The organism is Neptuniibacter sp., from assembly GCF_024231755.1.
Lineage (GTDB): Bacteria > Pseudomonadota > Gammaproteobacteria > Pseudomonadales > Balneatricaceae > Neptuniibacter.
Map to the genome: position 1 here is coordinate 12005 of NZ_JAAEQH010000239.1, position 22733 is coordinate 34737.

The window sequence follows — 22733 nt, forward strand, 5'->3', positions numbered from 1 at the left end:
TTAATCATGAGCAGCTATAGCCAATCGCAAATTGGGCATGGCTGCTCGTCTTACTCTCAACGAGGCTTTACTCTGGTTGAGATGATCGTAGTTATTATCCTTCTTGGAATTCTGTCCGCTGTTGCGATCCCTCGACTCAGCGGCACTTCCGACTATCAGGCCTATTCCCTTCGCAGTTCCATTCTCAGCTCACTTCGTCTCGCACAAAAAACAGCGTTAGCTCAGCATGATTCTTCCGTTTACTGGGTGTTGCAGCGACCTGCTGACGATTTGTGGCAGATTCAGGTGATGTTACTTGATGATGAACTTCTGGATGTAACGCCAGCTACGGCCTCAGGTGCTTTTGCTGCAAGCTCTACGGTTGGTTATAGCGTAAGCCAGGTATCATCTACATTGTCTTCAGCTTCGATTGGTGTGGGTCAGAATGTAGTGGTGCTGTATAACCAACTGGGGGATATGATCGAGGTTAAAGACAATATCAGTCTGAGTGCCTCTAGTGCTTATCCCAGTGCCGATGATGCTACTGATGTGGTTATCAGTAGCCTAAATTTTAGTGACAGCAAAGGTAGTTTCTGCCTTTCTCTGACAGGTTATAGTTATGAAGCAACCTGTCGCTGAAAAAGGCTTCTCACTGGTAGAGGTCGTGCTCACCATTGTGATTATTGCTATTGCGCTGGTGGCAGCTATATCTGGCTGGGGCAATATTGCTAGGCACAGTGCTGATGTGATGTGGCAGACCAAGGTTTCCTATCTTGGCCAGGCTTATCTTGAAGAGATTCTCTCCCGTCGTTTTGATGAAAACTCTCCAATTGCTGGTGGCGTGTGTACGCCTTCCTGCTCTGATGAAACTACAGAATTTGGCCTGGATACCTCAATCCCCTCACCTATAACGAGCATGGATGGTGAAACTCGAGACGAATTTGATGATGTAGATGATTACGATGGGCTCAGTGAAAACGCCATTGGCGTTTTTGTCGGTTTAATCGGTGAGGTACAAGCTTATCAGGGTTATTCCGTTGCAATCGATGTGAGTTATGACGATCGTCTTGGCAGTGAGAATTTGAAACTGATTCAAGTGACAGTGACGCCTCCTACAAACACGGGCCAATCTCCGGTTGTGTTCAGTGCGCTCAAGGGGAACTACTGATGCGGCAGAGAGGTTTTACAATTGTAGAGCTGATAGTGGTTATCACTTTGCTGAGCATAATCTCCCTGGTGACTGTAGGATTCATCACATCGACTATGCAGGGCTATGCCGATCTTAAACGCCGCGATCAGCTCTCTTCTGCTGCCCGAGTTGCAGTAGAACGAATGGCGAGGGAGGTGCGTAATGCCTTACCGAATAGTATTAGAGTACCTGCTGACGGTAGTTGTCTGGAATTTATTCCTGCAATTGCGGCCTCTCGTTATGTCTCGGTACCTATAAGCGCGACTTCTACGGGTTTTCCATCGGTCCCCTTTGCAGTGGCGCCCGATCAGGGCAGGATTGCTGTATATCCTATCGATACAAATCGTGCTGATGAGGTAAGTCCAGGGGGGGATGATATTGGCCGGTCAGCGACAATTAACCCTATTTATGATCTGGATAGCTGGTCGATTATATCTCCTGCAATAATAAGTGCTCCAAATGATCTTGTAGCCGCATCGGGGGCTGTGAATGTTGTCCTCAGCAGCAGTCATCGCTTCCCCACGGATTCACCCTCGCAACGCTACTTTATTGTTGATGAACCGGTAAGCTTTTGCGTTGTAGGAACAGACCTTTATCGCTTTCAAGGTGAAGGTGGTGCATACACTTATGCGACAACTCAGCCCACTGGCGCAGCTTTAGACAGTGCTTTGGATGAGCCAGAGCAAGCCCTTTTAGCATCGGATATCGAATCACCCTCAGGCAGTCAGTCATTCCGCTACAGTGAAGCTTCATTGCAACGTAACGGCATTGTGTTGTTTGACCTTTTGGTTGAGGATCAGGTGCTAACTAGTGCTGATCCGACACAGGAAAATATCCGGGTCCAATTTGAAGTGCAGGTGAGAAATGTTCCATAAACAGAAAGCCTGTAAACATCAGCAACAAGGCTTAGGTTTAGTCTCAGCAATCTTTGTTATCACCATATTGGCGGTGATTATTGCGGGGATGTCGCGCTTCTTCGCATTTAGCCAAAACGTTACCGTGCAGGAATTTCTGGGTGCTCGAGCTATCACTGCGGCACAAACAGGGGTAGAGCTGGAACTAACTTGTTTACAAAATGGTTTGACCGGTTGTACTGCTTCTGCGGCGGTGGGTAGTGATCCTACGAGCTGGGATTACTGGCCGGGAGCGGCTTCTACAGCCACGTTTAATATTGACGGTTTGGCTAACTGTAGGGCTGAAGTGTTTTACCGAAGTGTCAGCTCTTCAGAAGGAAACTTCTGGACCATCGACAGTACCGGTATCTGTGGAGGCGACGGTTTAGATGGGGCGAGCAGGAAAATCATTGTGAGAGCAGTACAATAGGCACTGCTCTGCCCGTGAAAGATTAGCCTTAGATGCCGTAATCTTCACGGTATTTACGAATTGCAGCCAGTTCTTCGTCCATACCGCCTTTCTCAGAAAGATATTCAATCAGATCGTTTAGGCTGACAATGCTTGCCACAGGCATGCCGTAGTCACGCTCAACTTCCTGAATAGCAGACAGCTCGGCTTTGCCTTTTTCCTGACGGTTCAGAGCGATAACCACGCCAGCAGGTTTAGCGCCTGCCTGTTCAATGATCTCCATGACTTCGCGGATTGCAGTTCCCGCGGTGATTACATCGTCAATGATCATTACGCCGCCTTCCAAAGGTGCGCCAACCAGATTCCCGCCTTCACCATGGGTCTTGGCTTCCTTACGGTTAAATACGTAAGGAACATCGTCACCATGCTGATCTGAGAGTGCTACAGCAGTAGTCGCAGCCAAAGGGATACCTTTGTAAGCAGGGCCTAACAGTACATCGTACTTAATACCAGAGTCTTTGATTGTCTGAGCATAGAAGCGGCCTAGTTTGGCCAGCGCTGTACCGGTATTGAACAAACCTGCATTGAAGAAATAAGGGCTTGTTCGACCGGATTTCAGGGTGAATTCGCCAAAGCGTAAAACATTCTGTTCGATAGCAAATTCAATAAACTCGCGCTGGTAATCCTGCATGGTGATCTCCGCTGGATAAGAGGATAAAAATTTTGTGGTATTTTACCAGCGAGTTAGCGTGCTCACCAATATTCAGTCACATAAGCAAAAAATTTCAATTTGCTTCACTTCGCTATACAATTCTGGCTTCGTTGAAAATAATTCTAATTTGATCGAGTCTGCTGGCAGACAGGAAATAACCTATGCGCGTCATTACCTTCAATACACAAGGTATTGAACAGGCCACTGATAATGGCTTCTTTGACTGGATGGTCCAACAAGATGCTGATGTGATTTGTCTTCAGGATCTGCGGGCGAAAGAGTATCAGTTGGATGATGAACGTTACCACCCGGAAGGTTATTACCCTTACTTCTTTGATGCTTGGGAAGATGGTTACAGTGGTGTAGCAATCTATACCCGCGAAATTCCAAAAGCGATCATGACGGGGCTGGGTTTTGAACAGTGTGATCAGCATGGTCGTTTTATCCAGGCTGACTTCGATCAGGTCAGTGTATCCTCATTTTGTTTCCCTTCTGGCCTGAAGGGGGACGAAGCCCAGGCTGAAAAAGAAGCCTTTATGGAAGGCTTTATGGGGCACCTGAACAAAACTCTGCGTAAACGTCGTGAGTTTATCTTCTGCGGCACAACCAACATAGCCCACAAAACAGTAGATCTTAGCAACTGGTATGCAAACCAGACCGTTTCCGGCTTTTTACCGGAAGAGCGTGAATGGATGGCAGAAGTACTGGATGAGATGGGTTTTGTTGATGCTTTCCGCCAGATTAATAAAGCGGAACGTCAGTTCACGTGGTGGCCGGATTACAACCGTGCTCGCAAGCTAAATGAAGGTGCGCGTCTGGATTATCAGATCACCACATCCAATATCCGTAAGACAGTTAAAAATGCACAGATCTATCGTGACACTCATTTCAGTGAGCATGCGCCACTGATCATTGATTACGATCTCGATTAATTGCGATAAAAAAGGAGCCTTAAGGCTCCTTCTTTGATTCTATCTGTTCCTGCTAACGATTAGCCAGCTAGCGCTGCTTGCTGAAGCTCAATCAGCTCTGAGATGCCTTTACGCGCCAGATCCAGCATCGCATTCAGCTCATCTTGTGAATAAGGTGCGCCTTCAGCTGTACCCTGAACCTCTATAAATCCACCGTTATCAGTCATGATCACGTTCATATCGGTTTCTGCTTTACTATCTTCTGCGTAGTCCAGATCCAGAACTGCTTCGCCTTGATAGATACCAACAGAGATCGCGGCGATTTTGCGCTTCAGTGGATCACCTTTCATCGCACCGTTTTTATCCTGTTTCAGGACATTGATAGCATCCTGAAGTGCTACAAAAGCACCGGTAATTGATGCTGTGCGTGTACCGCCATCGGCTTGTAGAACATCACAGTCCAGAGTGATTGTATTTTCACCCAGCTTGTTCAGATCCAAAGCGGCACGCAGTGAGCGGCCAATTAAGCGCTGGATCTCTACAGTACGCCCAGTCTGTTTTCCTTTTGCCGCTTCACGGCCGTTACGGGAAGTGGTGGAGCGGGGTAGCATACCGTATTCCGCAGTTACCCAACCCTGACCAGAACCGCGAAGAAAGCGCGGCACACCACGCTCAACGGTAGCTGTACAAAGAACTTTGGTGTCTCCAAACTCAACTAAAACCGAACCCTCAGCGTGTTTGGTGAAATTACGGGTGATTTTAACCTCGCGCATCTGATCATTTTCGCGACCGCTAGGGCGGTGCTTTTTGATGCCAAGATTCTGCAACTGTTCGGAGATAGATGAACTCATGCCTGTCCTTTTTAATTTATGGTCAGCCTTGGCGTGGCAGAGCCGAGCCAGACTGTTACAATGCGATTTAATAGCGCATTTTAATCGAGAACGAAGCATATGACACGTAGCATGACAGCTTTTGCTCGCCAGGAAGCCGAGCATGAATGGGGATCACTGAGTTGGGAGATTCGATCAGTTAACCACCGTTATCTGGAACCCCATCTGCGTCTCCCAGAAAACCTCAAGGAGCTGGAGGGATTTCTCAGGGAAAAGCTGCGTAAAACGCTGAGCCGTGGCAAAGTTGAATGTACTCTGCGCTTTAATCCAGAAGCTAAAGTTCAACAGCTGGTGGTTAATGAAGGATATGCCAAAGAGGTTATTCAAGCAGCGGAATCTCTGCAGGGTATGATGGCTGAACACCAGTCCCTTGATCCTTTAGAACTGCTTCGCTGGCCTGGCGTTTTGCAGGATGTGAAACTGGACATGGATCTGGTGAAGAACTCCGCTAAAGACCTGTTCGATAAGGCTTTGGATGATTTGATTGAAGGCCGCAGCCGTGAAGGTGTGGAACTGGCATCACTGATCAATCAACGTCTCGACTCGATCAGTGAGATTGTTGCAGAAGTGCGTGAAAAAATGCCACAGATTCTGCAGAATCAGCGCGAAAATCTGGCGCAACGCTTGGAAGAGCTGCAAGCAGAGCTGGATGAAGCCCGTCTCGAGCAGGAGATTGCTTTGCTAGCACAGAAGGCTGACGTGGATGAAGAGATGGATCGTCTGGATACTCATGTCCAGGAAGTTCGTCGTGTTCTGAAACAGAAAGGCCCAATTGGTCGCCGTTTGGATTTTCTGATGCAGGAGCTTAACCGCGAAGCTAATACCCTTTCATCGAAGTCTATCGTTGCTAATACCACGCAGTGTGCAGTGGAACTCAAAGTTTTGATTGAGCAGATGCGCGAGCAGATCCAAAACATCGAGTGATTCTCAGCGCAAAGGCCTGACAGTTGGATTGATGCCATTGTCAGGCTATCTTCTCTCCCACACACCAAAAAATCCCTTGTCTTGAGTCGGTCAATAACGTTTTTTGCGGCAGTAATTTGATCAGCTGAATTAATTTGTACGATCGTTCATTTACTCGTATTTGCTTAAAAGCTAAAGTAAGTATGACTTCCCTCAGCTTATCTCAATCTCTAGAAAAAGATTTGTTGAGGCTATCAGCGGAATTATTGACCGTAATTTTCATCTAAGATGATCGCTACATAGCAACCGAATGAGGCATAGGATGCGCGTAGAACAGTACAGCTTAACTGCGAACGAAATTAAACAAGGTGTTAAGGCCTCAGGCCCTCATCCTGATCTGGTTTTGGTTTTTGCATCGTCTGCTCTGATGCGCTCAGATGAATTATTCCCTGCTCTGCAACAAGCCTATCCCGAATCCCCGCTTGCCGGTTGCTCCACAGCTGGAGAGATCAACCTAGATAGTGTTGTGGATGATAGCGCTGTGATCAGCGAAGTTTTTCTACAAGATGCTTCTTGCAACGTTGTAACTTCACCCGTTTCCGGCATCAAAGATTCAAAAGCAGCTGGGATAAGGCTTGCAGAACAGGTTGAAGCTAAAGGTTTGAAAGCTGTAGTGCTATTTGCGCCAGGTGTGGATGTTAATGGCAGTGCCATTATTAATGGTATTGCATCTGTGTTGGGTGGGCAAATACCTATCAGCGGTGGTTTGGCCGGAGATGGAAGTGATTTTGAACAGACCTCGACTATAAGCTCTGCTGGGATAGAAACTGATCAGCTTTGTGCCGTGTGCTTTTATGGTGATTCACTGAATTTTGAGTATGGATCTTTTGGCGGTTGGAACTGCTTTGGTCCTATGCGCAAAGTTACCCGCTGTGATGGCAATATCCTGTATGAACTGGACGGTAAGCCCGCCTTGGAACTGTATAAGCAGTATCTGGGTGAATATGCCAGTGAGCTGCCTTCATCTGCTTTGTTGTTTCCGCTGGAGATGATGACTGCTGAGAAACGGGAATCAGGGATTATTCGGACTATTCTGGGAGTAAATGAAGAGAATGGAAGTTTGATCCTCGCGGGTGACATCGACCCGGATGGTTATCTGCGTCTGATGCACACATCCGTTGATGGTTTGATTAACGGCGCTGAAACAGCAGCATCAGATATCTCTGTCTCAGAGCAGGACCGACTGGCGATTCTCGTAAGTTGTGTCGGGCGGAAACTGGTGATGGGTGATGAGGTGGCTGAAGAGGTGGAAGCTGTAAATATGAAACTGGGTAAAAGGACAGTTTCAACCGGCTTTTATTCCTACGGGGAGATCTGCCCAGCCAAGGGCTTAACTCAGTGTGATCTGCACAACCAGACCATGACACTTACGGTGATCTCTGAAAATTGACCGTGCTTAAGTCGGGTTGCTCTAAGTGATCTCGAAGCGGTTAATTGATAGAGTTAATTAAAGCGTCGAGCTTTTCGTACCTGCTTTATCTGAATTCAGTGCCAGCTGTTTGTCTGTTGAAGGCTTGTCCAGGCGGGCCAGATAAGACTTCAACTTGCTCTGGAACGCTTTTTTCTTCTTACCTGTAAGCGACACTGCAATTGGGATCTTCGCTGTCATCGGGTTAACCGGGCGGCCATTTACATGCAGCTCAAAGTGCAGGTGTGGCCCGGTCGAGCGACCTGTATTGCCGGACTGGGCGATCCTCTGACCTCGTTTCACACGCTGACCCTTAACAACATAAGATTTGTTCAAGTGCAGATAACGGGTTTTGTAGCTCTGACCGTGCTGAATCTCGATATAGAGCCCTGCGTATTTATGACGAACCACACGCTTAACGATACCATCACCGGTTGATCTTACGGCCGCGCCAATAGGCATCGCAAAGTCAGTGCCGTTATGAGGGCGGATCAGCCCGGTCACTGGGTGTTTACGACGAGGGTTAAAGCGGGAGCTCTGGCGATACTTGCCGCTAAACGGATAGCGTTGGAACGCTTTCTCGAGATTGCGACCTTTTTGATCGTAGTAGTTATCTTCAAACAGGTAGGCGTGTATATCATGGCGACGGTTTTTGATTCTTACCGCTTCAATACGGTTATTACCGGTTGCTTCGCCATCCACATACTGGCGGGAGAGCAGTACTTCAAACTTATCTCCCCGTTGCAGATCTCGGCGGAAATCCACTCGTTGTTTTAGTATTTGAGTAATCGTCTGAGCTTCCCACTGAGACAGCCCAGCTTTCTGACTAGACCCCGTAAAAGTCAGGATGATTTCGCCACTTACCAGCTGATCCTGCCAGTCACCTTCTAGTTGAACCTCTTCAAATTCAAAACCGCCAGATTCTTTACGCTGATAAACGACCTTGTGTGACAAGCTGAACTGCAGTTCGAAGCGTTTCAGAACCTGATCCTGCTTATCAAATACCAAGGTGTGTCCGGGTTTCAGATTATCCAGTGCCAGTACGTTTACGTCCGCCTCGAGCAACTGATACATAGTTTTCTGGGGCAGCTGTAAGCGCTCAAAGATCTTGCTGAGAGTATCGCCTTTTCTGACAATGTACTGATAACTATTAGGTGTGTTGCCCGCTACGGGAACTAACAGTGTTTCGTGGGTGGGTACCTTGTCGAAGGCCCAGGGCGCACGTAGTTGGCGCAGACTGAGTTCAGGCTGCTCAAATACCGGTGCATCGGTATCTGTTAGATGACCGAGAGAAAGTGGCGAGCTGGAAAAATTACTATCAGAAGAGGGTAGAACCAGTGCAATCGAGAGCAGTAAACCTAGCCCCAGCAAAGATAGCTGGTGGAAGCGGGGTAGAGCTGTAACAAAACTGGTGGAGGCTGAAATCCAGCGCATCAGTGTAACCGTCGAACTACTTTATCTTGTTTAATTAAGGCGATCATAAACCATAATCACCGGAAACGCCCGCTATTACTGAGGTTAACGGCTATTTTTGTAGGGTATTTAGCTTAAAGTAGTGAAAGCTTCTATAATGTGCGGCGCAATTTATCATTATTGTTAACCGAGTATGGGATTGTTCATGGCAAAGGGTACTTTATACGTTGTTTCAGCGCCTTCCGGTGCAGGTAAAACCAGTTTAGTGAAGGCGATGCTGGAGAATGATTCCGACATCCTGGTTTCTGTTTCTCATACGACCCGTGATATGCGCCCTGGTGAAGTGGACGGTAAGGATTACAACTTCGTATCCATGGAACAGTTTAACGAGATGATAGAAGCGTCTGCTTTTCTGGAATTCGCCGAAGTTTTCACCAACAAGTATGGTACTTCGCAACAGTGGGTTGAAGATAAGCTGGCAGAAGGAAAGGATGTCATTCTTGAGATTGACTGGCAGGGTGCGCAGCAAATTCGCCGCCTGATGCCGGATTGCTTATCAATTTTTATTTTGCCGCCATCTCGTGAGGCCCTACAGGAGCGTCTGACTAATCGTGGTCAGGATAGCGATGATGTGATCGCTTTACGCATGTCCGAAGCTGTTAGCGAGATGAGCCATTACGGTGAGTATGATTATCTGATCATCAATGATCAGTTCGAAACTGCGTTAAAAGAGCTGCATGGCGTTTTTCTGGCTCAGCGTATGAAAATCGAAAATCAACAGGAACGTAGTCGCGAACTGCTCAAGTCTCTCTTGTCATAAGCGGCTTCTGGCGGTAAACTGCGCGGTCTTCTATACATACCAAGTTTCTGAGGTTCACAATGGCACGAGTTACAGTTGAAGATTGCCTGGAAAACGTAGATAACCGTTTCCAGCTAGTGATGGTTGCAGCTAAGCGCGCACGTCAACTGGCTACAGGTGGTAAAGAGCCAAAAGTTGAGTGGGAAAACGATAAACCAACTGTTGTTGCCCTACGTGAAATTGCTGAAGGTCATACTGATCGCACTGTTCTGGACGAAATCGAGCAAGACTAGTTCTTCAGACAAGCAATCCCAGTTAACGCCCTGACTTTTCAGGGCGTTTTCGTTTTTGAACATGTATTATTCTTTTCGCGTTAGCCTCTTTTCCTCCTACCGTTAATACGGCATTATCCTAGAATAGAGATATCCCTGAAGTAACGGAACATTAATGCCAACTATCGATGCCCTTTCACAGCGTTTAGATGACTATCTGGACCCACAGCAGATCCAGCAGGTTCGTCGTTCCTATTTTTACGCTGAACAAGCGCACGATGGTCAAAAACGTAAGAGCGGTGAGCCTTATGTGACCCATCCTCTGGCAGCTGCAAATATTCTGGCAGAGCTGCGGATGGACCATCAGAGTCTGATGGCGGCTATGTTGCATGATGTGATCGAAGATACAGAGATCAGTTACGAGGGGATTGAGTCCCAGTTTGGTAAGTCGGTTGCAGATATCGTTGATGGGGTGTCCAAACTGACCCATCTGGAATTTGAAACTAAAGCTGAAGCTCAGGCCAGTAACTTCCAGAAAATGGTACTGGCGATGGCGGAGGATATCCGCGTTATTCTGGTGAAGCTTGCCGACCGATTGCACAACATGCGTACGCTGGGAGCAATGCCTCCGCATAAGCAGCGTCGTATCGCCCGTGAGACCCTGGACATTTATGCTCCTATTGCGGCTCGATTAGGGATGCGTGATGTTCAAGTTGAACTGGAAGATCTGGCGTTTCAGGCGCATTACCCTATGCGTGCCAAGCATATCCGACGTGCCGTTGTGCAGGCCCGTGGTCAACGCAAAGATGTAATTAGCTCGATTCAGGAAACAATTGAGAAACGTCTGCAAAAAGAGGGCTTTAAAGGTCAGGTTACTGGTCGTGAAAAACACCTCTACAGCATCTACTCAAAGATGAAGGCGCAACGTAAATCCTTCTCTGAGATCATGGATGTTTTTGCTTTCCGTATCGTTACCGACAGTGTTGATGACTGTTACCGTACACTTGGTGCAGTACATAACCTCTACAAGCCCGTTCACGGTCGTTTTAAAGATTACATAGCAATTCCTAAAGCGAACGGTTACCAATCCCTTCATACCGATCTTTTTGGTGCCCGAGATATCACTATTGAGGTGCAGATCCGTACCCATGAGATGGATGCGGTAGCAAGCCAGGGTATTGCTGAGCACAGTCACTATAAAAATGATGAAGAAGTAGATGCCTCTTCGGAAAGCGCTTTAGGTAGTTACAAACGTGCCCGTAAGTGGGTTCAGGGGCTACTGGAGATGCATCAACGTGCCGGTAACTCCATGGAGTTTATCGATAGCGTGAAGACAGACCTGTTCCCGGATGAGGTTTATGTCTTTACACCACTGGGCAAAATTATGGAGCTGCCAAGTGGTGCGACTGCCGTCGATTTTGCCTACGCCGTACATACTGATGTAGGTAACTCTTGTGTTTCCTGCCGTATCAATCGCCGATTGGCGCCCCTGTCTCAGGCGTTGGAAAATGGCCAGACTGTTGAGGTCATTACAACCCCGAGTGCCCAGCCAAATATGGCTTGGCTTAACTTCGTTGTTACGGGTAAAGCCCGCTCGGCAATTCGTCATTACCTGAAAAACCAACAGCGCCATGAGTCGGTGGAACTGGGGCAGCGTTTGTTAAACCAGTTCTTGGCTAACTATGGTGCTACGGTGAGTGATGTTGACCCATTCAAGCTCAGTGAACTTCTGCGTGAAGCGGAGCTGGAGAGCCTAGAGGATCTGCTGGAAGATATTGGTCTGGGCAACCGCATGGCTTATGTGGTTGCACGCCGTCTGCGCCCTGAGGAGCAAGATACAGGGGCAGAGGAAACGGATAAGAACCGTCGCCAGAAACCGATGTCGATTAAAGGCACAGAAGGAATGGTGTTGCAGTATGCGAAGTGCTGTTTGCCTATTCCGGGTGACAAAATTATCGGTCATATCAGTACTGGGCGTGGTCTGGTTATTCATCAGACGGACTGTCGAAATATCGGTTATCTACGGGATGATCCGGAAAAATGTATCTATCTGGAATGGTCAGATCATCTGGAAGATGAATACAGCGTCAACCTGACCACAGAGGTAGAATCGCATCGAGGCATTATCGCTGAGTTGGCTACCACTGCTTCAAGCGCGGGAGCTGATGTGGTCGCAATCGATATCAGCGAACACGAAGGGCAGCTAGCCAGTGTGCATATGGAAGTGACTGTAAAAGACAGGGTGCATCTGGCGAAGGTAATGAAGAAACTTCGTCGCCTTAAGAGTGTAAATCGTATCAGCCGCGATTAAATAGCTCTTAAGCAAATGTAGCTATTTGAGCGATTTGTTAAGTGTTTGGGGCTCTTCTCAATACCCCCCGGTCTTAATAGCCCAGTCTTAATATCCTAGGGCTTGCCCCTCACGGCGGTTATCCACACCGCTCTCCCAACTTCCATTAGGAAGACGTCTGAAACCATGTAGACCACTGTTCAGGTCTCGGATTTTTAGACTATGTCCCATGGACTGCAGCTGCTCCTGAAGTGATTCCGCATTAGTTCCAGCTTCCAGCTCTGTCAGACCATTTCGATTGCTAATATGCGCGTGATTAACTACTTCCTGCAAAGGCATATCGGTGTTAAGCATCAGCAGTAGGCTTTGTGCTACATAGTTGATGATACGGCTGCCACCGGGCGAGCCGATCGCTGCGTATAGTTCTCCCTTTTCATCAAATACCATAAACGGGGACATGGAACTGCGTGGGCGTTTTCTGGGTTGTACCCGGTTGGCAATAACGCGCCCTTTGTAGACGCCTTTAAAAGAGAAATCTGTAAGCTGGTTATTAAGCAGAAAGCCTCCGACCATCACTGTTGAGCCAAAAGCCATCTCGATGCTGGTGGTCATCGATACCGCGTTGCCCCACTGATCAACAACCGAAAAATGGCTGGTGGATGGTAATTCCGGTGACATATCGTCAGCCTGATGCAAAGAGATCGAAGTTGGGTTACCGGGCTTTGCAGTTCCTATATCCAGATTAGGATTGAGTAGCTTGCTTCGGTGCTTAATATAAGTTGGATTAAGCAGCTCAAGAGTAGGTACGTAAACAAAGTCGCTATCAGCCAAATAGCGGTTGCGATCGGCAAATGCCAACCGCGAAGCCTGGGTAAATAGGTGATTGAAGTTAGCGCAGTTAGGATCTAGCCGATCCATTTGTTTGTCTTCGAGCAGCTTAAGAATCTGCAAAACCGTTACACCGCCGGAAGTTGGAGGGGGGAAGCCGCAAACCTTGTACTTTCGATAGGGCAGGCATATCGCTTCTCGCTCAACACTTCGGTAGTTATTTAGATCTGAAAGGCTAAGAAGCCCTGGGTTATCTGCTATGTTGGTAACTTTCTCAGTGATTTTTTGCGCAAGAGCACCTTTATAGAAAGCTTTTGTTCCTTGTTTTGCTATCAGGGTCAGGCTATCTGCCAATTCAGGGTTTTTTCGTAAGAACCCAACAGGTAGTGGGCTTCCGTCAGCGGTGTAAAAATAGTTCTGAGCTTCTTTGTAGCGGTTGAGCCCCGGATTGATGCCGCTAGCAATTAATTTATGCAGTCTAGGGCCTATTTCAAAACCTGTTTCTGACTGAGTGATTGCATCGCTAAAAAGGTTCTGCCATGGCAGCTTTCCATGTTGTTGTTGAGCTGATTCCAACATTTTCAACACGCCTGGTACGCCTACAGATCTACCACCTACCATGGCATCAACCCATTTCATCGGTTGGCCTTGCTTATAAAATAGCTGATGATTTGCTTTGGCTGGGGCCGTTTCACGGCCATCGAAGGCCTTTAGCTGCTGTTTGGCCTGATCCCAATAGAGCATAAATGCTCCGCCACCAATCCCGGAAGATTGTGGTTCGACCAGAGTTAGCATTGCTTGAATCGCAACGGCGGCATCGGCTGCGCTGCCTCCATCATTCAGAACATTCATTCCGGCTTGGGTTGCAAGAGGGTGAGCTGTCACAACCATTGCATTCTGCGAGGTTGTGCTGCTGCTTTGTTGTAAGCCTGTTGCTGTTTCCGGTGCTAAATCTTCCTCAACAGCAGTGCTGTACCCCGAAATTGTTAGTAAAAGGGTGAGGAAACAAGAAAAGATTAGTGACCGAGGTAATGAAACCTTAGAAAAATTAGGTTTAATTGAGGATTTCTTTCTCAAGAGCTTTGCTTTCCCTTAGTGTTGCTAATAATCTACTCTTTAGATTGTACTAAGGCCAGTAATTGGAGAAAGGAAATTGTCTGTAGGCGTACGTGTTCCCGAAAAAAGTGGTGATTTGCCGCGTTATCGTCTGGTTCTACTGCATGATGCAGAAGGAAAGGTCTTGGCGCTATTGCCGGTTGCATCTTTATTGAACCTGGTTGCAGTGTGGAAACAGACCGGGCGTCAACTGCAGCCTGTTCGTGGTGACGATGCAAAACGTTACTTCAGCCAGGATGCCCTCAAGTTTCAGGAAGGGCGTGACCAGTTACTATCGTTACCTTTACTTCTTTCCCCGGAATGCCTTGAGCATGCAGAGGTCGAACTGCTTGAGCCTCACTCGGGCCTGACCTTCTCCGTTTTGGCAGAAAAGCTGAAAGCGGGAAGTCACTGTAATTTAGCGCTTACAGTTGATGAGATTGCAGCTATCCAGCCGGAAGGTGACGATGTTGCGGTTATTACCAAAGCAGTTGAGCGTTTTACAGCGCTACGAGTTAAACAACGCCTAGAAGATACCTTGGGCCTGCCTTCGCTTTCCCCTACCGTGAAGAAAATTATCATGCTGCGTTCTGATCCGGACGCAGGGGTGAGTGAACTGGTGCCGGTGGTACGTGTTGATCCAAGCTTGTCCGCTCAAGTAATGAGCTGGGCTGCTTCTCCTTACTATGCTGCACCGGGTGATGTAAGTTCAATTGATGATGCGGTGATTCGAGTATTGGGCTTTGATCTGGTGATCAATATGGCTCTGGGTACGGCAATGGGGCAGATGCTGCGGGTGCCTGAAGATGGTCCGCGTGGCGCTACTCCATACTGGTTGCAGGCTGTGTATAACGCGAGTCTAGCTGAAGCCCTGTGTAAGAAAATGCCGGCTAAAGATCGTCCACAACCGGGTTTGGTTTATCTGGCTGCTTTGCTGCATAACTTTGGTTATCTGGTGCTGGCGCATCTGTTCCCGCCTCACTTCACCCTGCTTTCCCGCTACATTGAGGCTAACCCGCACTTCCCTCTGGATGCAGTTGAGCAGCAGGTTCTGAGTGTGACCCGCGAACAGATCGGTGGTTGGTTGCTTTCTAGCTGGGATCTACCTGAAGCGGTTTGCACTGCGATTCGTCATCAAAATCACGCGGATTATGATGGTGAAGATAAGCACTACGTTAAACTACTTTATCTTGCCAACCGTATGCTGCGTGAGCAGGGGTTGAGTGATGGTCCTTTGGAAGCCGTATCGGATGAGCTCTATGCTGAACTGGGTCTCGACAGAGCTCAAGCGGAAGAGGTTTTACAGAACCTGATGAGCAACGATGAGGATATCAAAGAGTTGACTACTGCTTTAGAGGATCAATAGAAGACAGGTCACAAAAAGACCAAATCTTACATGGCTGGAAGATCAGTCTTGATCTTCCAGTTCTGCTTCCTGTTGTTCTAATGCTTCCTGCTGTTCCATCCACTCCTCTTCAGTAGCATCAGCTTGTTGTTTCACAGTGGTCTGCTGTTGCAGAATCTGCTTAAGCTTATCCTTGTTCTCCGCTTCATAGAGAGTGCTATCAGCGAGAGCGCTTTCGATCTCTTCTAGCTCAGCATGCTGTTGCTCTATCATCGCTTCCAGTTTTTCCAGACGTTTTTTAATTGGTCGGAGTTGGTTGCGGCGTTCTGCTGCAAGTCGCTTCTGTTCTTTACGTTCTGCTGCAGAAAGTGTTTTCTTTGTTGTGCTTTCTGGCTTGGCAAAAGCCTCCGCCTCAGCTTTCTGAGCCTGACGTTTCTGCTCTAAAAGCCAGTTTTGGTAATCATCCAGATCGCCTTTAAACTCTTCTACTTTGCCGTTGGCAACCAGCAGAAATTCATCCACAGTGTTGCGCAACAAGTGACGATCGTGGGATACCAGAATCAGTACCCCTTCGAAGGACTGTAGGGCCAGCGTCAGGGCGTGGCGGACTTCCAGATCCAGATGGTTGGTTGGTTCGTCCATCAGCAGTAGATTGGGTTTCTGCCACGCGATCATGGATAAAGCCACTCGGGCTTTTTCACCACCAGAGAAGTTTTCCACTGCTTCAAGTGCACGATCACCAATAAAACCGAATGAACCCAGGAAATCACGGATCTCCTGTTCCGATGCTTTTGGGCTGATACGCTTGATATGCAGCAGGGGTGAAGCGTGCATATCAAGAGCTTCAAGCTGATGCTGAGCAAAATAACCGATCTGCAGATTTTCGCTTTCGTGACGATCTCCCGAGCAGAGTTCCAGCTCGCCCACCAGGGATTTAACCAGTGTGGATTTACCAGCCCCGTTAGGGCCAAGCAGACCAATACGAGCGCCCGGTGTCAGGGAGAGTGATGTCTTGTCGAGAATAACTGTGTTGTCATAGCCGCACTGAGCGTCATACATGGTCAACAGTGGAGATGACATCTTGTCTGCAGAGCAGAACCGGAAAGAGAATGGGCTGTCCACGTGAGCGGGTGCGATCTTCTCCATCCGCTCCAGCTCTTTGATACGACTCTGTGCCTGCTTAGCTTTGGTTGCTTTAGCCCGGAAACGGCGCACAAAGTTTTCAATTTCACCGATACGCTGTTGCTGCTTTTCAAACGCAGATTGCTGCTGTGCCAGTCGGTCAGCACGCTGCACTTCAAATGCAGAGTAACCACCCTTGTACAGGTTTAGCTTGTTGCGTTCGATATGGGTGATATGACTGACCACATTATCGAGAAAATCACGGTCATGTGAGATCAGAATCAGCATGCCCGGATACTGGCGTAACCACTGTTCAAGCCAGATGGTAGCATCAAGATCCAAGTGGTTGGTGGGCTCATCGAGCAACAGCAGATCAGATGGGCACATCAGTGCCTGAGCGAGGTTTAGTCTTATCCGCCAGCCGCCGGAGAACTCTTTTACGCTTCGAGTAATATCCTGATGGCTGAAGCCCAGTCCTGCGAGCAGTTGAGCTGCACGAGATTCAGCGCTGTAACCATCATGGTTGTCTAATTCGGCATGCAGCTCGCCAAGGCGATGCATATCGTGGTTCGTTTCAGCCTGAACAATTTGCTGCTGGATCTGACGTAATTTGTGATCACCATCCAGCACATACTCCAGAGCTGATCTCTCAGAAGTGGGAACCTCTTGGGCCATATGTGAGATACGTAATCCGCCGGGTAGATCAAGGTCGCCGCTATCACAGTGCAGTTCGCCCAGTAGAAGCTTGAACAAGGATGATTTACCGGCACCATTAGCCCCGACCAAGCCGATTTTCCACCCTGAATGCAGGGTAAGATCGGCTTGCTCTAGCAATATGTTGTGGCCGCGTTGTAAGCTGACTTGCTGAAATTGAATCATGGCGGCGGATTTTAGCATATTAACCCGGTGCCCAAATACCTGCTATTCAGGACAAACTCAAAACCACACCTCTGCGTTACGGCTTTAATAATGGATTTGAAAAATGAACTTTGGGACTTTGCCCTGGAATTTTATCAACAACCTGAAATAGAGGCTTTTTGCCTCAGTTTGCAGGAACAATATGGGCTGAGTATTAACCGGCTGATCTTCTCCTCTTGGTGCGGTTGTAAGGGGTTACGCTTGAGACAGAATAACTTTTCTGGCGAGGCAGCAGAGTGGCAGAATGAGATCACTCATCCATTGCGAGCCGTGCGCTATAAGGTTCGGGAGCAGAAAGAACAATTCCCTGGCTGCTATCAGAAGTTGAGGCAGGCAGAGTTGGCCTGTGAACAGGTTGAGCTGGCACTGTTGTATGACATTTCGAAAGGGCTGGAGAAAGCGCAGGCAAATGCACAGCTGGTGGAGGCAAATCTGCATAGCTATCTGAAGAGTGAGGGGCTTGAGGGGAAAAACACTCCGCTGGAACCCCTCATTAGAACAGCAAATTACTTTTTAAGTACTAAGTAGCTAATTCCGTGCTGGCTTGATAGGGAACTTTACTGTTTAATCGGGTACTAATAATTTTTCAGGGGTACCGAAAAGAGAAGTTTCCCCGGCGAATTTAAACAAGGATAAATAAGAATGAAACAAACTTTGCTGGCGGTTGCTCTGGGTGCCGCGTTGGTTTCTCCAAGCATCTCTGCAGTTGAGCTTAAAACTGATGAGCAGAAAATCAGTTACGGCGTTGGCCTGATGGTAGGTGAGCAACTGAAAACAATTCCAAATGTTGATTTTGATGCTTTCCTGGAAGCGGCTAAAGCGACCTATGCTGGTGATGAGCCAAAGATGACACCGGATCAGGTTCGCGAAGTCATGACTGCTTTCCAGAAAAAGCAGATGGAAGAGAACAAGAAAAAGTTTGACCAGATGAGCGCTGATAATCTGGAAAAAGGTAAAAAATATCTGGCAGAGAACGGTAAAAAGTCAGGTGTTAAAACAACCGAAAGTGGTCTGCAGTATGAAGAGCTGAGTGCTGGTAAGGGTGCAAATCCAACTGCACAGGATACAGTTAAGGTTCACTACCGTGGCACTTTGATTGATGGCACTGAGTTCGATAGCTCTTATGCTCGTAACGAGCCAGTTTCATTCCCACTGAACGGTGTGATTCCTGGCTGGACAGAAGGTCTTCAGCTGATTAAGGAAGGTGGTAAAGCGCGTTTGGTTATCCCATCTGATCTGGCATACGGCCCAGGTGGTATGGGTAATGCGATTGGCCCTAACGAAACTCTGATCTTTGAAGTTGAGCTGATCGAAATTAACCCTGGCGCAGAAGAAGCTGCTAAAGAAGCTAAGTAATATTAGCTTTTCAGGAAACTAAAAAAGGCCTCATTGAGGCCTTTTTTATTGTCTGTTTATTTGGGCTGAATACTGTTACTTCAGCTCGTTCATGATGCCGTTGGAACTCATGGCGTAATATTTACCCTGGCCAAAACCAACCGCATAGACACCGGCATGAACTGGTCCATATGGGTCACGGCGATGGATACGCCAGCGCTTGAGTTCACTGCCTGTGTTTGCATCCCAGAGCTGCACCAGACCGGCTGCAGTGCCAGTCAGTAGCTTACTGCTGTCTGAAGAGAAACGAGCGCTTAGATAGCTGGCGCGCTTGCGGAAGAAGTCGCCAAAGTCACTTAGTGTATGTAGCTCTTTACCTGTATTTACATCCCAGATAACGGCTTTATCCAGACTGCCTGAACTAAATGCGAGACGATTATTCGGCGAAAGGGCTACAGTATCGACGACATTGCCGAATTCGATTTCGTGTAGTACTTCGCTGGTTTCGACGCTCCAGATCTTCGCTTTGTAGTCATCGTCACCAGCGATAGCCAACGAGGCATCATCGCTAAGGTCTACACTGCGAACACGTGCTTCATGGCGGAAGGTGCGCTGAACACCTCCATTTTTTACATCAAAGTAAACAGCGGTGTGATCGGCTAGCCCCAACAGTGCGAAATCACCATTGGGTGAGAGATCCATTTTCATAATCTCTGCAGGTGAACTCCAGAACCCTTCCGGTTGCCCGGTTGCGGTATTCCATAGAACCAGATCCTGCTGATTGGCAGTAGCCGCGTAGCGTTCATCTGGAGAAAAAGCAGTCGCGGCAATGATGGAGAACTGTTTTGCTTTATGGTTCCAGTTAAACAGCCGTTCATGGCCATTAATACGCCATAGACTGCCACCGTGGTTGAAGGAGCCTATAGCGCTGAATGTGCCGTTATCTGAAATCGTCGCAGAGTATGTGCCGCTCAGGGCATACTCTTTCCAGAGAGTAGGGGCATCGCCGCTTTCACAGCCCGCAAGAAGCAATAAGCCGCTTGCAGCTAACAGATGCTTAAGCATTCTCTGTTTACGCCCTGTGCGCATAAGTTTGTCCTTATCCTTCCACCAGTTCCCGGTGTGAAGTGTGTAAAACCGCAATCATCTGGTCTTCAAGTTCAAAACGTTCTTCCAGTGCTTCTCCTAGTGTAGACAAACGTTCTGAGAACTCACGGATCTGCTGAACCGTAGGATCAATGATACTGGAGAAATCGTCATTAAAGTCGAGAGCGACATCCGTGCTAGCCTGGATCTTAGGTAGCAGGGTTTGCGCTTCCTCAAGACTACCATCATCGAAATCACTGCCTTCACGCAGTAGTTGCTCATAAACCTCGAAATGACCTGAGGACAGATAGTCCATCAGAACCTGACAAAAACCCTGTACGCGGTCGTTCAGCTCTTCGTTGATGTGTTGTTCAGGAAGATGAACAAACAGACTGATAAGCGTTTGACGCTCTTCCAGCCAATGATCAATGATTTCGCTCACGCCACCCCAGCGTTCTTTAGCGCTTTTACATTTTTCTAACATCTTGCGCTCCTTAGGACTGGCCTTGATCCGCTTTTGGGATCAGTAGTGAAGGGCCGTCTCTATTATCGTTTTAAGCTCATCATATTCCTAAGCTGTTTCCCGGTGCAACCTGATATAGCTATAAAATTTGGATTCGTGATTCCCAGCAAACTTTTTAGAGCAATTAACCCCTTTATACTGTTGGCGTTCATGTCAGCACGTTATACTGCGCTAATTAATGGTGAAGTAAATGATGTAGTAACCGAGGGAAAACATGCTTAAGAAACTGGTCTTATTTATCGTTATGGCGTTTTCTGTGCAGGTAGCCTGGGCTGAGGAAGGTCAGGAAAAAACGGCAGAGGACTATGTAAACTATATAGAGCTAAAGCCTTTTGTGACTAACTTTGGCGGCGTAGGAAAAAGCCGCTTCCTCAAGTGTGAGATCACCATTCAGGTATCCAGTGAGAATGCACACCATGCTGTAAACCAGCATATGGCTCACATTCGTAATGACATTGTTTTTCTGCTGAGTGCTCAGACTGATGATACGGTTGGAACGGTTGAAGCCCAGCAGGCGTTAGCGAAAAAAGCGCTGAAGAAAGTGCAGAACATTCTGGTTGAAGAGGAAGGTGAAGGCTTCGTCTCCGATCTGTTCTTTACTAGTTTTGTAGTTCAATAAAGAGTTCAATAAAGAATTCAATAGAGAACTCAGTAAAGAGTCCAACATATAGGCAATAAAAAAGCAGGCTTTAAGCCTGCTTTTTTATTGCCTAAAGAAACTCAACTGGCGAGGTATTGTGCCAGATAAGTATCGAAATCCGTTTCATCAGTTGCTTCGATCTGTCTCTGTTCTTCTAGTGAGTTAAAGGTCATCGCTGTTAATCTGTCTTTAACTACAGGAGGGAGCGCCTGTTGTAACAGATCCTGCATATGTTTTTCCGCTTGCTGTAGAACAAACTGACCATGACTCAGCTTCTGCTCCTGCATCTGCTGCAGTATCTGTGCAGATGGTGTTAGATCGGAGTTATCCAGTTTAGCCTGTTGTAGGTCTACAGAATCAGTGAATTGTGAGTTTCCACTAAGCTTATCCAGTAGTGCTGCAGTACTTCTGATTTGATCAAGAATCTGCTGCCCCCAGGTCTGTAGGGAAACTTCTTCATCATTACAGATCAGGGTTAGGCCTGGTTCACGGCCGCGAGTGACAACACGTTGGTGGTTTTCACTAATCTGATCGCACTCTTCCATACTGATTTCGCGTTCTTCCATCAGCAGACAGGTCAGCAAGAACAGATCAAGAAAATCTGCCTGAGTCTGGTCGATACCTAATGGCAGGAATGGGTTGATATCCGTGTTCCGCACTTCGATGTATTCAACACCGCGAGCCATCAGAGCATGAACGGGTTTTTCACCGGATTGTGTTACACGTTTGGGGCGGATATCGCTGTAGTACTCATTTTCAATCTGCAGAATATTGTTGTTTAGCTGACGATATTCACCATTAACTTTTACACCGATCTCTTCATAAGCAGGGTACGGCGTGCGAATTGCCCTATTTAGCGAGCTGGCATAGGTATTCAGATGGTTAAAGCAGATATTGAGGCTGGCCTGAGCTTTATTCGAGTAACCCAGATCGCTCATTCGCAGTGACGTGGCGTAAGGAAGGTAAAGTGTGCCTTCCGACAGGGTTTCTAGATTGTGCTCTCTATCCTTCAGGAAAGAGCTGCAGAGAGCAGGTGATGCGCCGAACAGATACATCAGTAACCAGGAGTATCTGCGGAAATTACGTATCAGGCTAAAATACGAAGCGGAGCGAAAGTCCTGCAATGAACCGTTATCTTTACTCAAGCGCTGATAAACCGGCCAGAAATTTTCCGGCAGCGAAAAGTTGTAGTGAATGCCAGCGATGGTTTGCATCATCTTACCGTAACGGTTTTCCAAGCCGACACGGTAGATGTACTTCATTTTGCCTACATTCGAATCACCGTAATAGGCGATAGGGATATCTTCCTCTTCCGGTAAAACACAGGGCATACTTGCCGGCCAAATCTGTTCACCATCCAGCTTCTGATAGGTGTAGCGGTGCAGTTCCGCCAGAAACTCCAGTGCATCCGAAGAACGTTCAAATACCGGCGTAATAAACTCCAGAAGCGCTTCAGAATAGTCTGTGGTGATGTGTTCATGGGTGAGAGCAGAACCCAGTGCTTCGGGGTGTGGCTTTTCTGATAGCTTGCATTGAGTATCAACGCGCAAGCCCTCTTTTTCGATACCGTGCTGAAGTTGAGTCAGCAGTTCAGCGTGGCCTTCTTGTTCAAGCCAGTTAAGCGTTTGCTCTAGTGTGGTAGACAAAGTGTCGTCCTTTCTTCACCCATTCGGAGGTGGCACATTATAAATGAGGAAAATGTAAATTACTGCC

At 47.6% G+C, this 22733-nt stretch carries 21 protein-coding genes and 1 pseudogene; 14 read left to right on the top strand and 8 right to left on the bottom strand.

Features of this window, described 5'->3' with window-relative positions; all coding sequences use genetic code 11:
* The first annotated feature begins 6 nt into the window (after window positions 1–6).
* Genes GY843_RS12615 through GY843_RS12630 form a run of 4 tightly spaced genes read left to right on the top strand, consistent with a single transcriptional unit; the run spans window position 7 to window position 2491 of the window.
* Window positions 7–618 carry a type II secretion system protein gene (locus tag GY843_RS12615; RefSeq protein WP_297310176.1) on the top strand — a complete coding sequence of 204 codons (612 nt, stop codon included), beginning with the start codon at window positions 7–9 and terminating at the stop codon, window positions 616–618.
* A complete protein-coding gene (locus GY843_RS12620; protein WP_297310178.1) occupies window positions 599–1147 on the top strand; it encodes a prepilin-type N-terminal cleavage/methylation domain-containing protein in 549 nt (182 codons plus the stop codon). The genes GY843_RS12615 and GY843_RS12620 overlap by 20 nt, the downstream gene beginning before the upstream one ends.
* Window positions 1147–2043 (top strand): type II secretion system protein, encoded by an 897-nt coding sequence (locus GY843_RS12625; protein WP_297310180.1) that lies wholly within the window; start codon window positions 1147–1149, stop codon window positions 2041–2043. The genes GY843_RS12620 and GY843_RS12625 overlap by 1 nt, the downstream gene beginning before the upstream one ends.
* Window positions 2033–2491, top strand: coding sequence for a hypothetical protein (locus GY843_RS12630; RefSeq protein ID WP_297310182.1), 459 nt, complete (start codon window positions 2033–2035; stop codon window positions 2489–2491). The genes GY843_RS12625 and GY843_RS12630 overlap by 11 nt, the downstream gene beginning before the upstream one ends.
* 28 nt (window positions 2492–2519) lie before the next feature.
* Here GY843_RS12630 and pyrE read toward each other — a convergent pair whose 3' ends face one another.
* Complete coding sequence (pyrE, locus tag GY843_RS12635; protein WP_297310183.1) at window positions 2520–3161, bottom strand: orotate phosphoribosyltransferase; 642 nt, start codon at window positions 3159–3161, stop codon at window positions 2520–2522.
* A 182-nt stretch (window positions 3162–3343) separates the two neighbouring features.
* On the opposite strand from pyrE, the gene GY843_RS12640 reads away from it, so the two are divergent.
* Window positions 3344–4114 carry an exodeoxyribonuclease III gene (locus GY843_RS12640; RefSeq protein ID WP_297310185.1) on the top strand — a complete coding sequence of 257 codons (771 nt, stop codon included), beginning with the start codon at window positions 3344–3346 and terminating at the stop codon, window positions 4112–4114.
* Window positions 4115–4173: 59 nt separating this feature from the next.
* On the opposite strand, the gene rph is transcribed toward GY843_RS12640, so the two are convergent.
* Entirely contained in the window at window positions 4174–4944 is a 771-nt protein-coding gene (rph, locus tag GY843_RS12645; protein WP_297310187.1) for a ribonuclease PH, read from the bottom strand.
* A gap of 99 nt (window positions 4945–5043) precedes the next feature.
* On the opposite strand from rph, the gene GY843_RS12650 reads away from it, so the two are divergent.
* Both GY843_RS12650 and GY843_RS12655 read left to right on the top strand, forming a co-directional pair.
* Complete coding sequence (locus GY843_RS12650) at window positions 5044–5907, top strand: YicC/YloC family endoribonuclease (RefSeq protein WP_297310189.1); 864 nt, start codon at window positions 5044–5046, stop codon at window positions 5905–5907.
* A gap of 301 nt (window positions 5908–6208) precedes the next feature.
* Complete coding sequence (locus GY843_RS12655; RefSeq protein ID WP_297310191.1) at window positions 6209–7336, top strand: FIST N-terminal domain-containing protein; 1128 nt, start codon at window positions 6209–6211, stop codon at window positions 7334–7336.
* Between the two features lie 57 nt (window positions 7337–7393).
* On the opposite strand, the gene GY843_RS12660 is transcribed toward GY843_RS12655, so the two are convergent.
* The gene (locus GY843_RS12660; protein ID WP_297310193.1) at window positions 7394–8788 is read right to left on the bottom strand and encodes a peptidoglycan DD-metalloendopeptidase family protein; all 1395 of its coding nucleotides are present in this window, start codon (window positions 8786–8788) and stop codon (window positions 7394–7396) included.
* Between the two features lie 178 nt (window positions 8789–8966).
* On the opposite strand from GY843_RS12660, the gene gmk reads away from it, so the two are divergent.
* The 3 genes and pseudogenes from gmk (at window position 8967) to GY843_RS12675 (ending at window position 12149) form a co-directional block, all read left to right on the top strand.
* Window positions 8967–9587: a guanylate kinase gene (gmk, locus tag GY843_RS12665; RefSeq protein WP_367183846.1), complete on the top strand. Its 621-nt coding sequence runs from the start codon at window positions 8967–8969 to the stop codon at window positions 9585–9587.
* Window positions 9588–9646: 59 nt separating this feature from the next.
* Window positions 9647–9943: pseudogene (gene rpoZ, locus GY843_RS12670) on the top strand (DNA-directed RNA polymerase subunit omega).
* Window positions 9944–10013: 70 nt separating this feature from the next.
* The gene (locus GY843_RS12675) at window positions 10014–12149 is read left to right on the top strand and encodes a RelA/SpoT family protein (protein WP_297310200.1); all 2136 of its coding nucleotides are present in this window, start codon (window positions 10014–10016) and stop codon (window positions 12147–12149) included.
* Window positions 12150–12236: 87 nt separating this feature from the next.
* Here GY843_RS12675 and ggt read toward each other — a convergent pair whose 3' ends face one another.
* Window positions 12237–13847, bottom strand: coding sequence for a gamma-glutamyltransferase (gene ggt, locus GY843_RS12680; protein WP_297310215.1), 1611 nt, complete (start codon window positions 13845–13847; stop codon window positions 12237–12239).
* Window positions 13848–14109: 262 nt separating this feature from the next.
* Between ggt and GY843_RS12685 the strand changes: the two genes are divergently transcribed.
* Window positions 14110–15417, top strand: coding sequence for an HDOD domain-containing protein (locus tag GY843_RS12685; RefSeq protein ID WP_297310202.1), 1308 nt, complete (start codon window positions 14110–14112; stop codon window positions 15415–15417).
* 42 nt (window positions 15418–15459) lie between these two features.
* Here GY843_RS12685 and GY843_RS12690 read toward each other — a convergent pair whose 3' ends face one another.
* Entirely contained in the window at window positions 15460–17397 is a 1938-nt protein-coding gene (locus tag GY843_RS12690; protein WP_297310217.1) for an ATP-binding cassette domain-containing protein, read from the bottom strand.
* Window positions 17398–17487: 90 nt separating this feature from the next.
* Between GY843_RS12690 and GY843_RS12695 the strand changes: the two genes are divergently transcribed.
* Window positions 17488–17964 (top strand): TIGR02444 family protein, encoded by a 477-nt coding sequence (locus GY843_RS12695; protein ID WP_297310203.1) that lies wholly within the window; start codon window positions 17488–17490, stop codon window positions 17962–17964.
* 114 nt (window positions 17965–18078) lie between these two features.
* Window positions 18079–18792: an FKBP-type peptidyl-prolyl cis-trans isomerase gene (locus GY843_RS12700; RefSeq protein ID WP_297310205.1), complete on the top strand. Its 714-nt coding sequence runs from the start codon at window positions 18079–18081 to the stop codon at window positions 18790–18792.
* Window positions 18793–18867: 75 nt separating this feature from the next.
* Here the strand turns inward: GY843_RS12700 and GY843_RS12705 are convergent, their stop codons facing one another.
* Both GY843_RS12705 and rsd read right to left on the bottom strand, forming a co-directional pair.
* Complete coding sequence (locus GY843_RS12705) at window positions 18868–19860, bottom strand: hypothetical protein (protein WP_297310207.1); 993 nt, start codon at window positions 19858–19860, stop codon at window positions 18868–18870.
* 10 nt (window positions 19861–19870) lie between these two features.
* Window positions 19871–20341, bottom strand: coding sequence for a sigma D regulator (rsd, locus tag GY843_RS12710; RefSeq protein WP_297310209.1), 471 nt, complete (start codon window positions 20339–20341; stop codon window positions 19871–19873).
* Window positions 20342–20594: 253 nt separating this feature from the next.
* On the opposite strand from rsd, the gene GY843_RS12715 reads away from it, so the two are divergent.
* A complete protein-coding gene (locus GY843_RS12715; RefSeq protein WP_297310211.1) occupies window positions 20595–20999 on the top strand; it encodes a flagellar basal body-associated FliL family protein in 405 nt (134 codons plus the stop codon).
* Window positions 21000–21100: 101 nt separating this feature from the next.
* Here GY843_RS12715 and gshA read toward each other — a convergent pair whose 3' ends face one another.
* Window positions 21101–22666, bottom strand: a complete 1566-nt coding sequence (gene gshA, locus GY843_RS12720) for a glutamate--cysteine ligase (RefSeq protein WP_297310213.1) — start codon at window positions 22664–22666, stop codon at window positions 21101–21103.
* Between the last annotated feature and the right edge of the window lie 67 nt (window positions 22667–22733).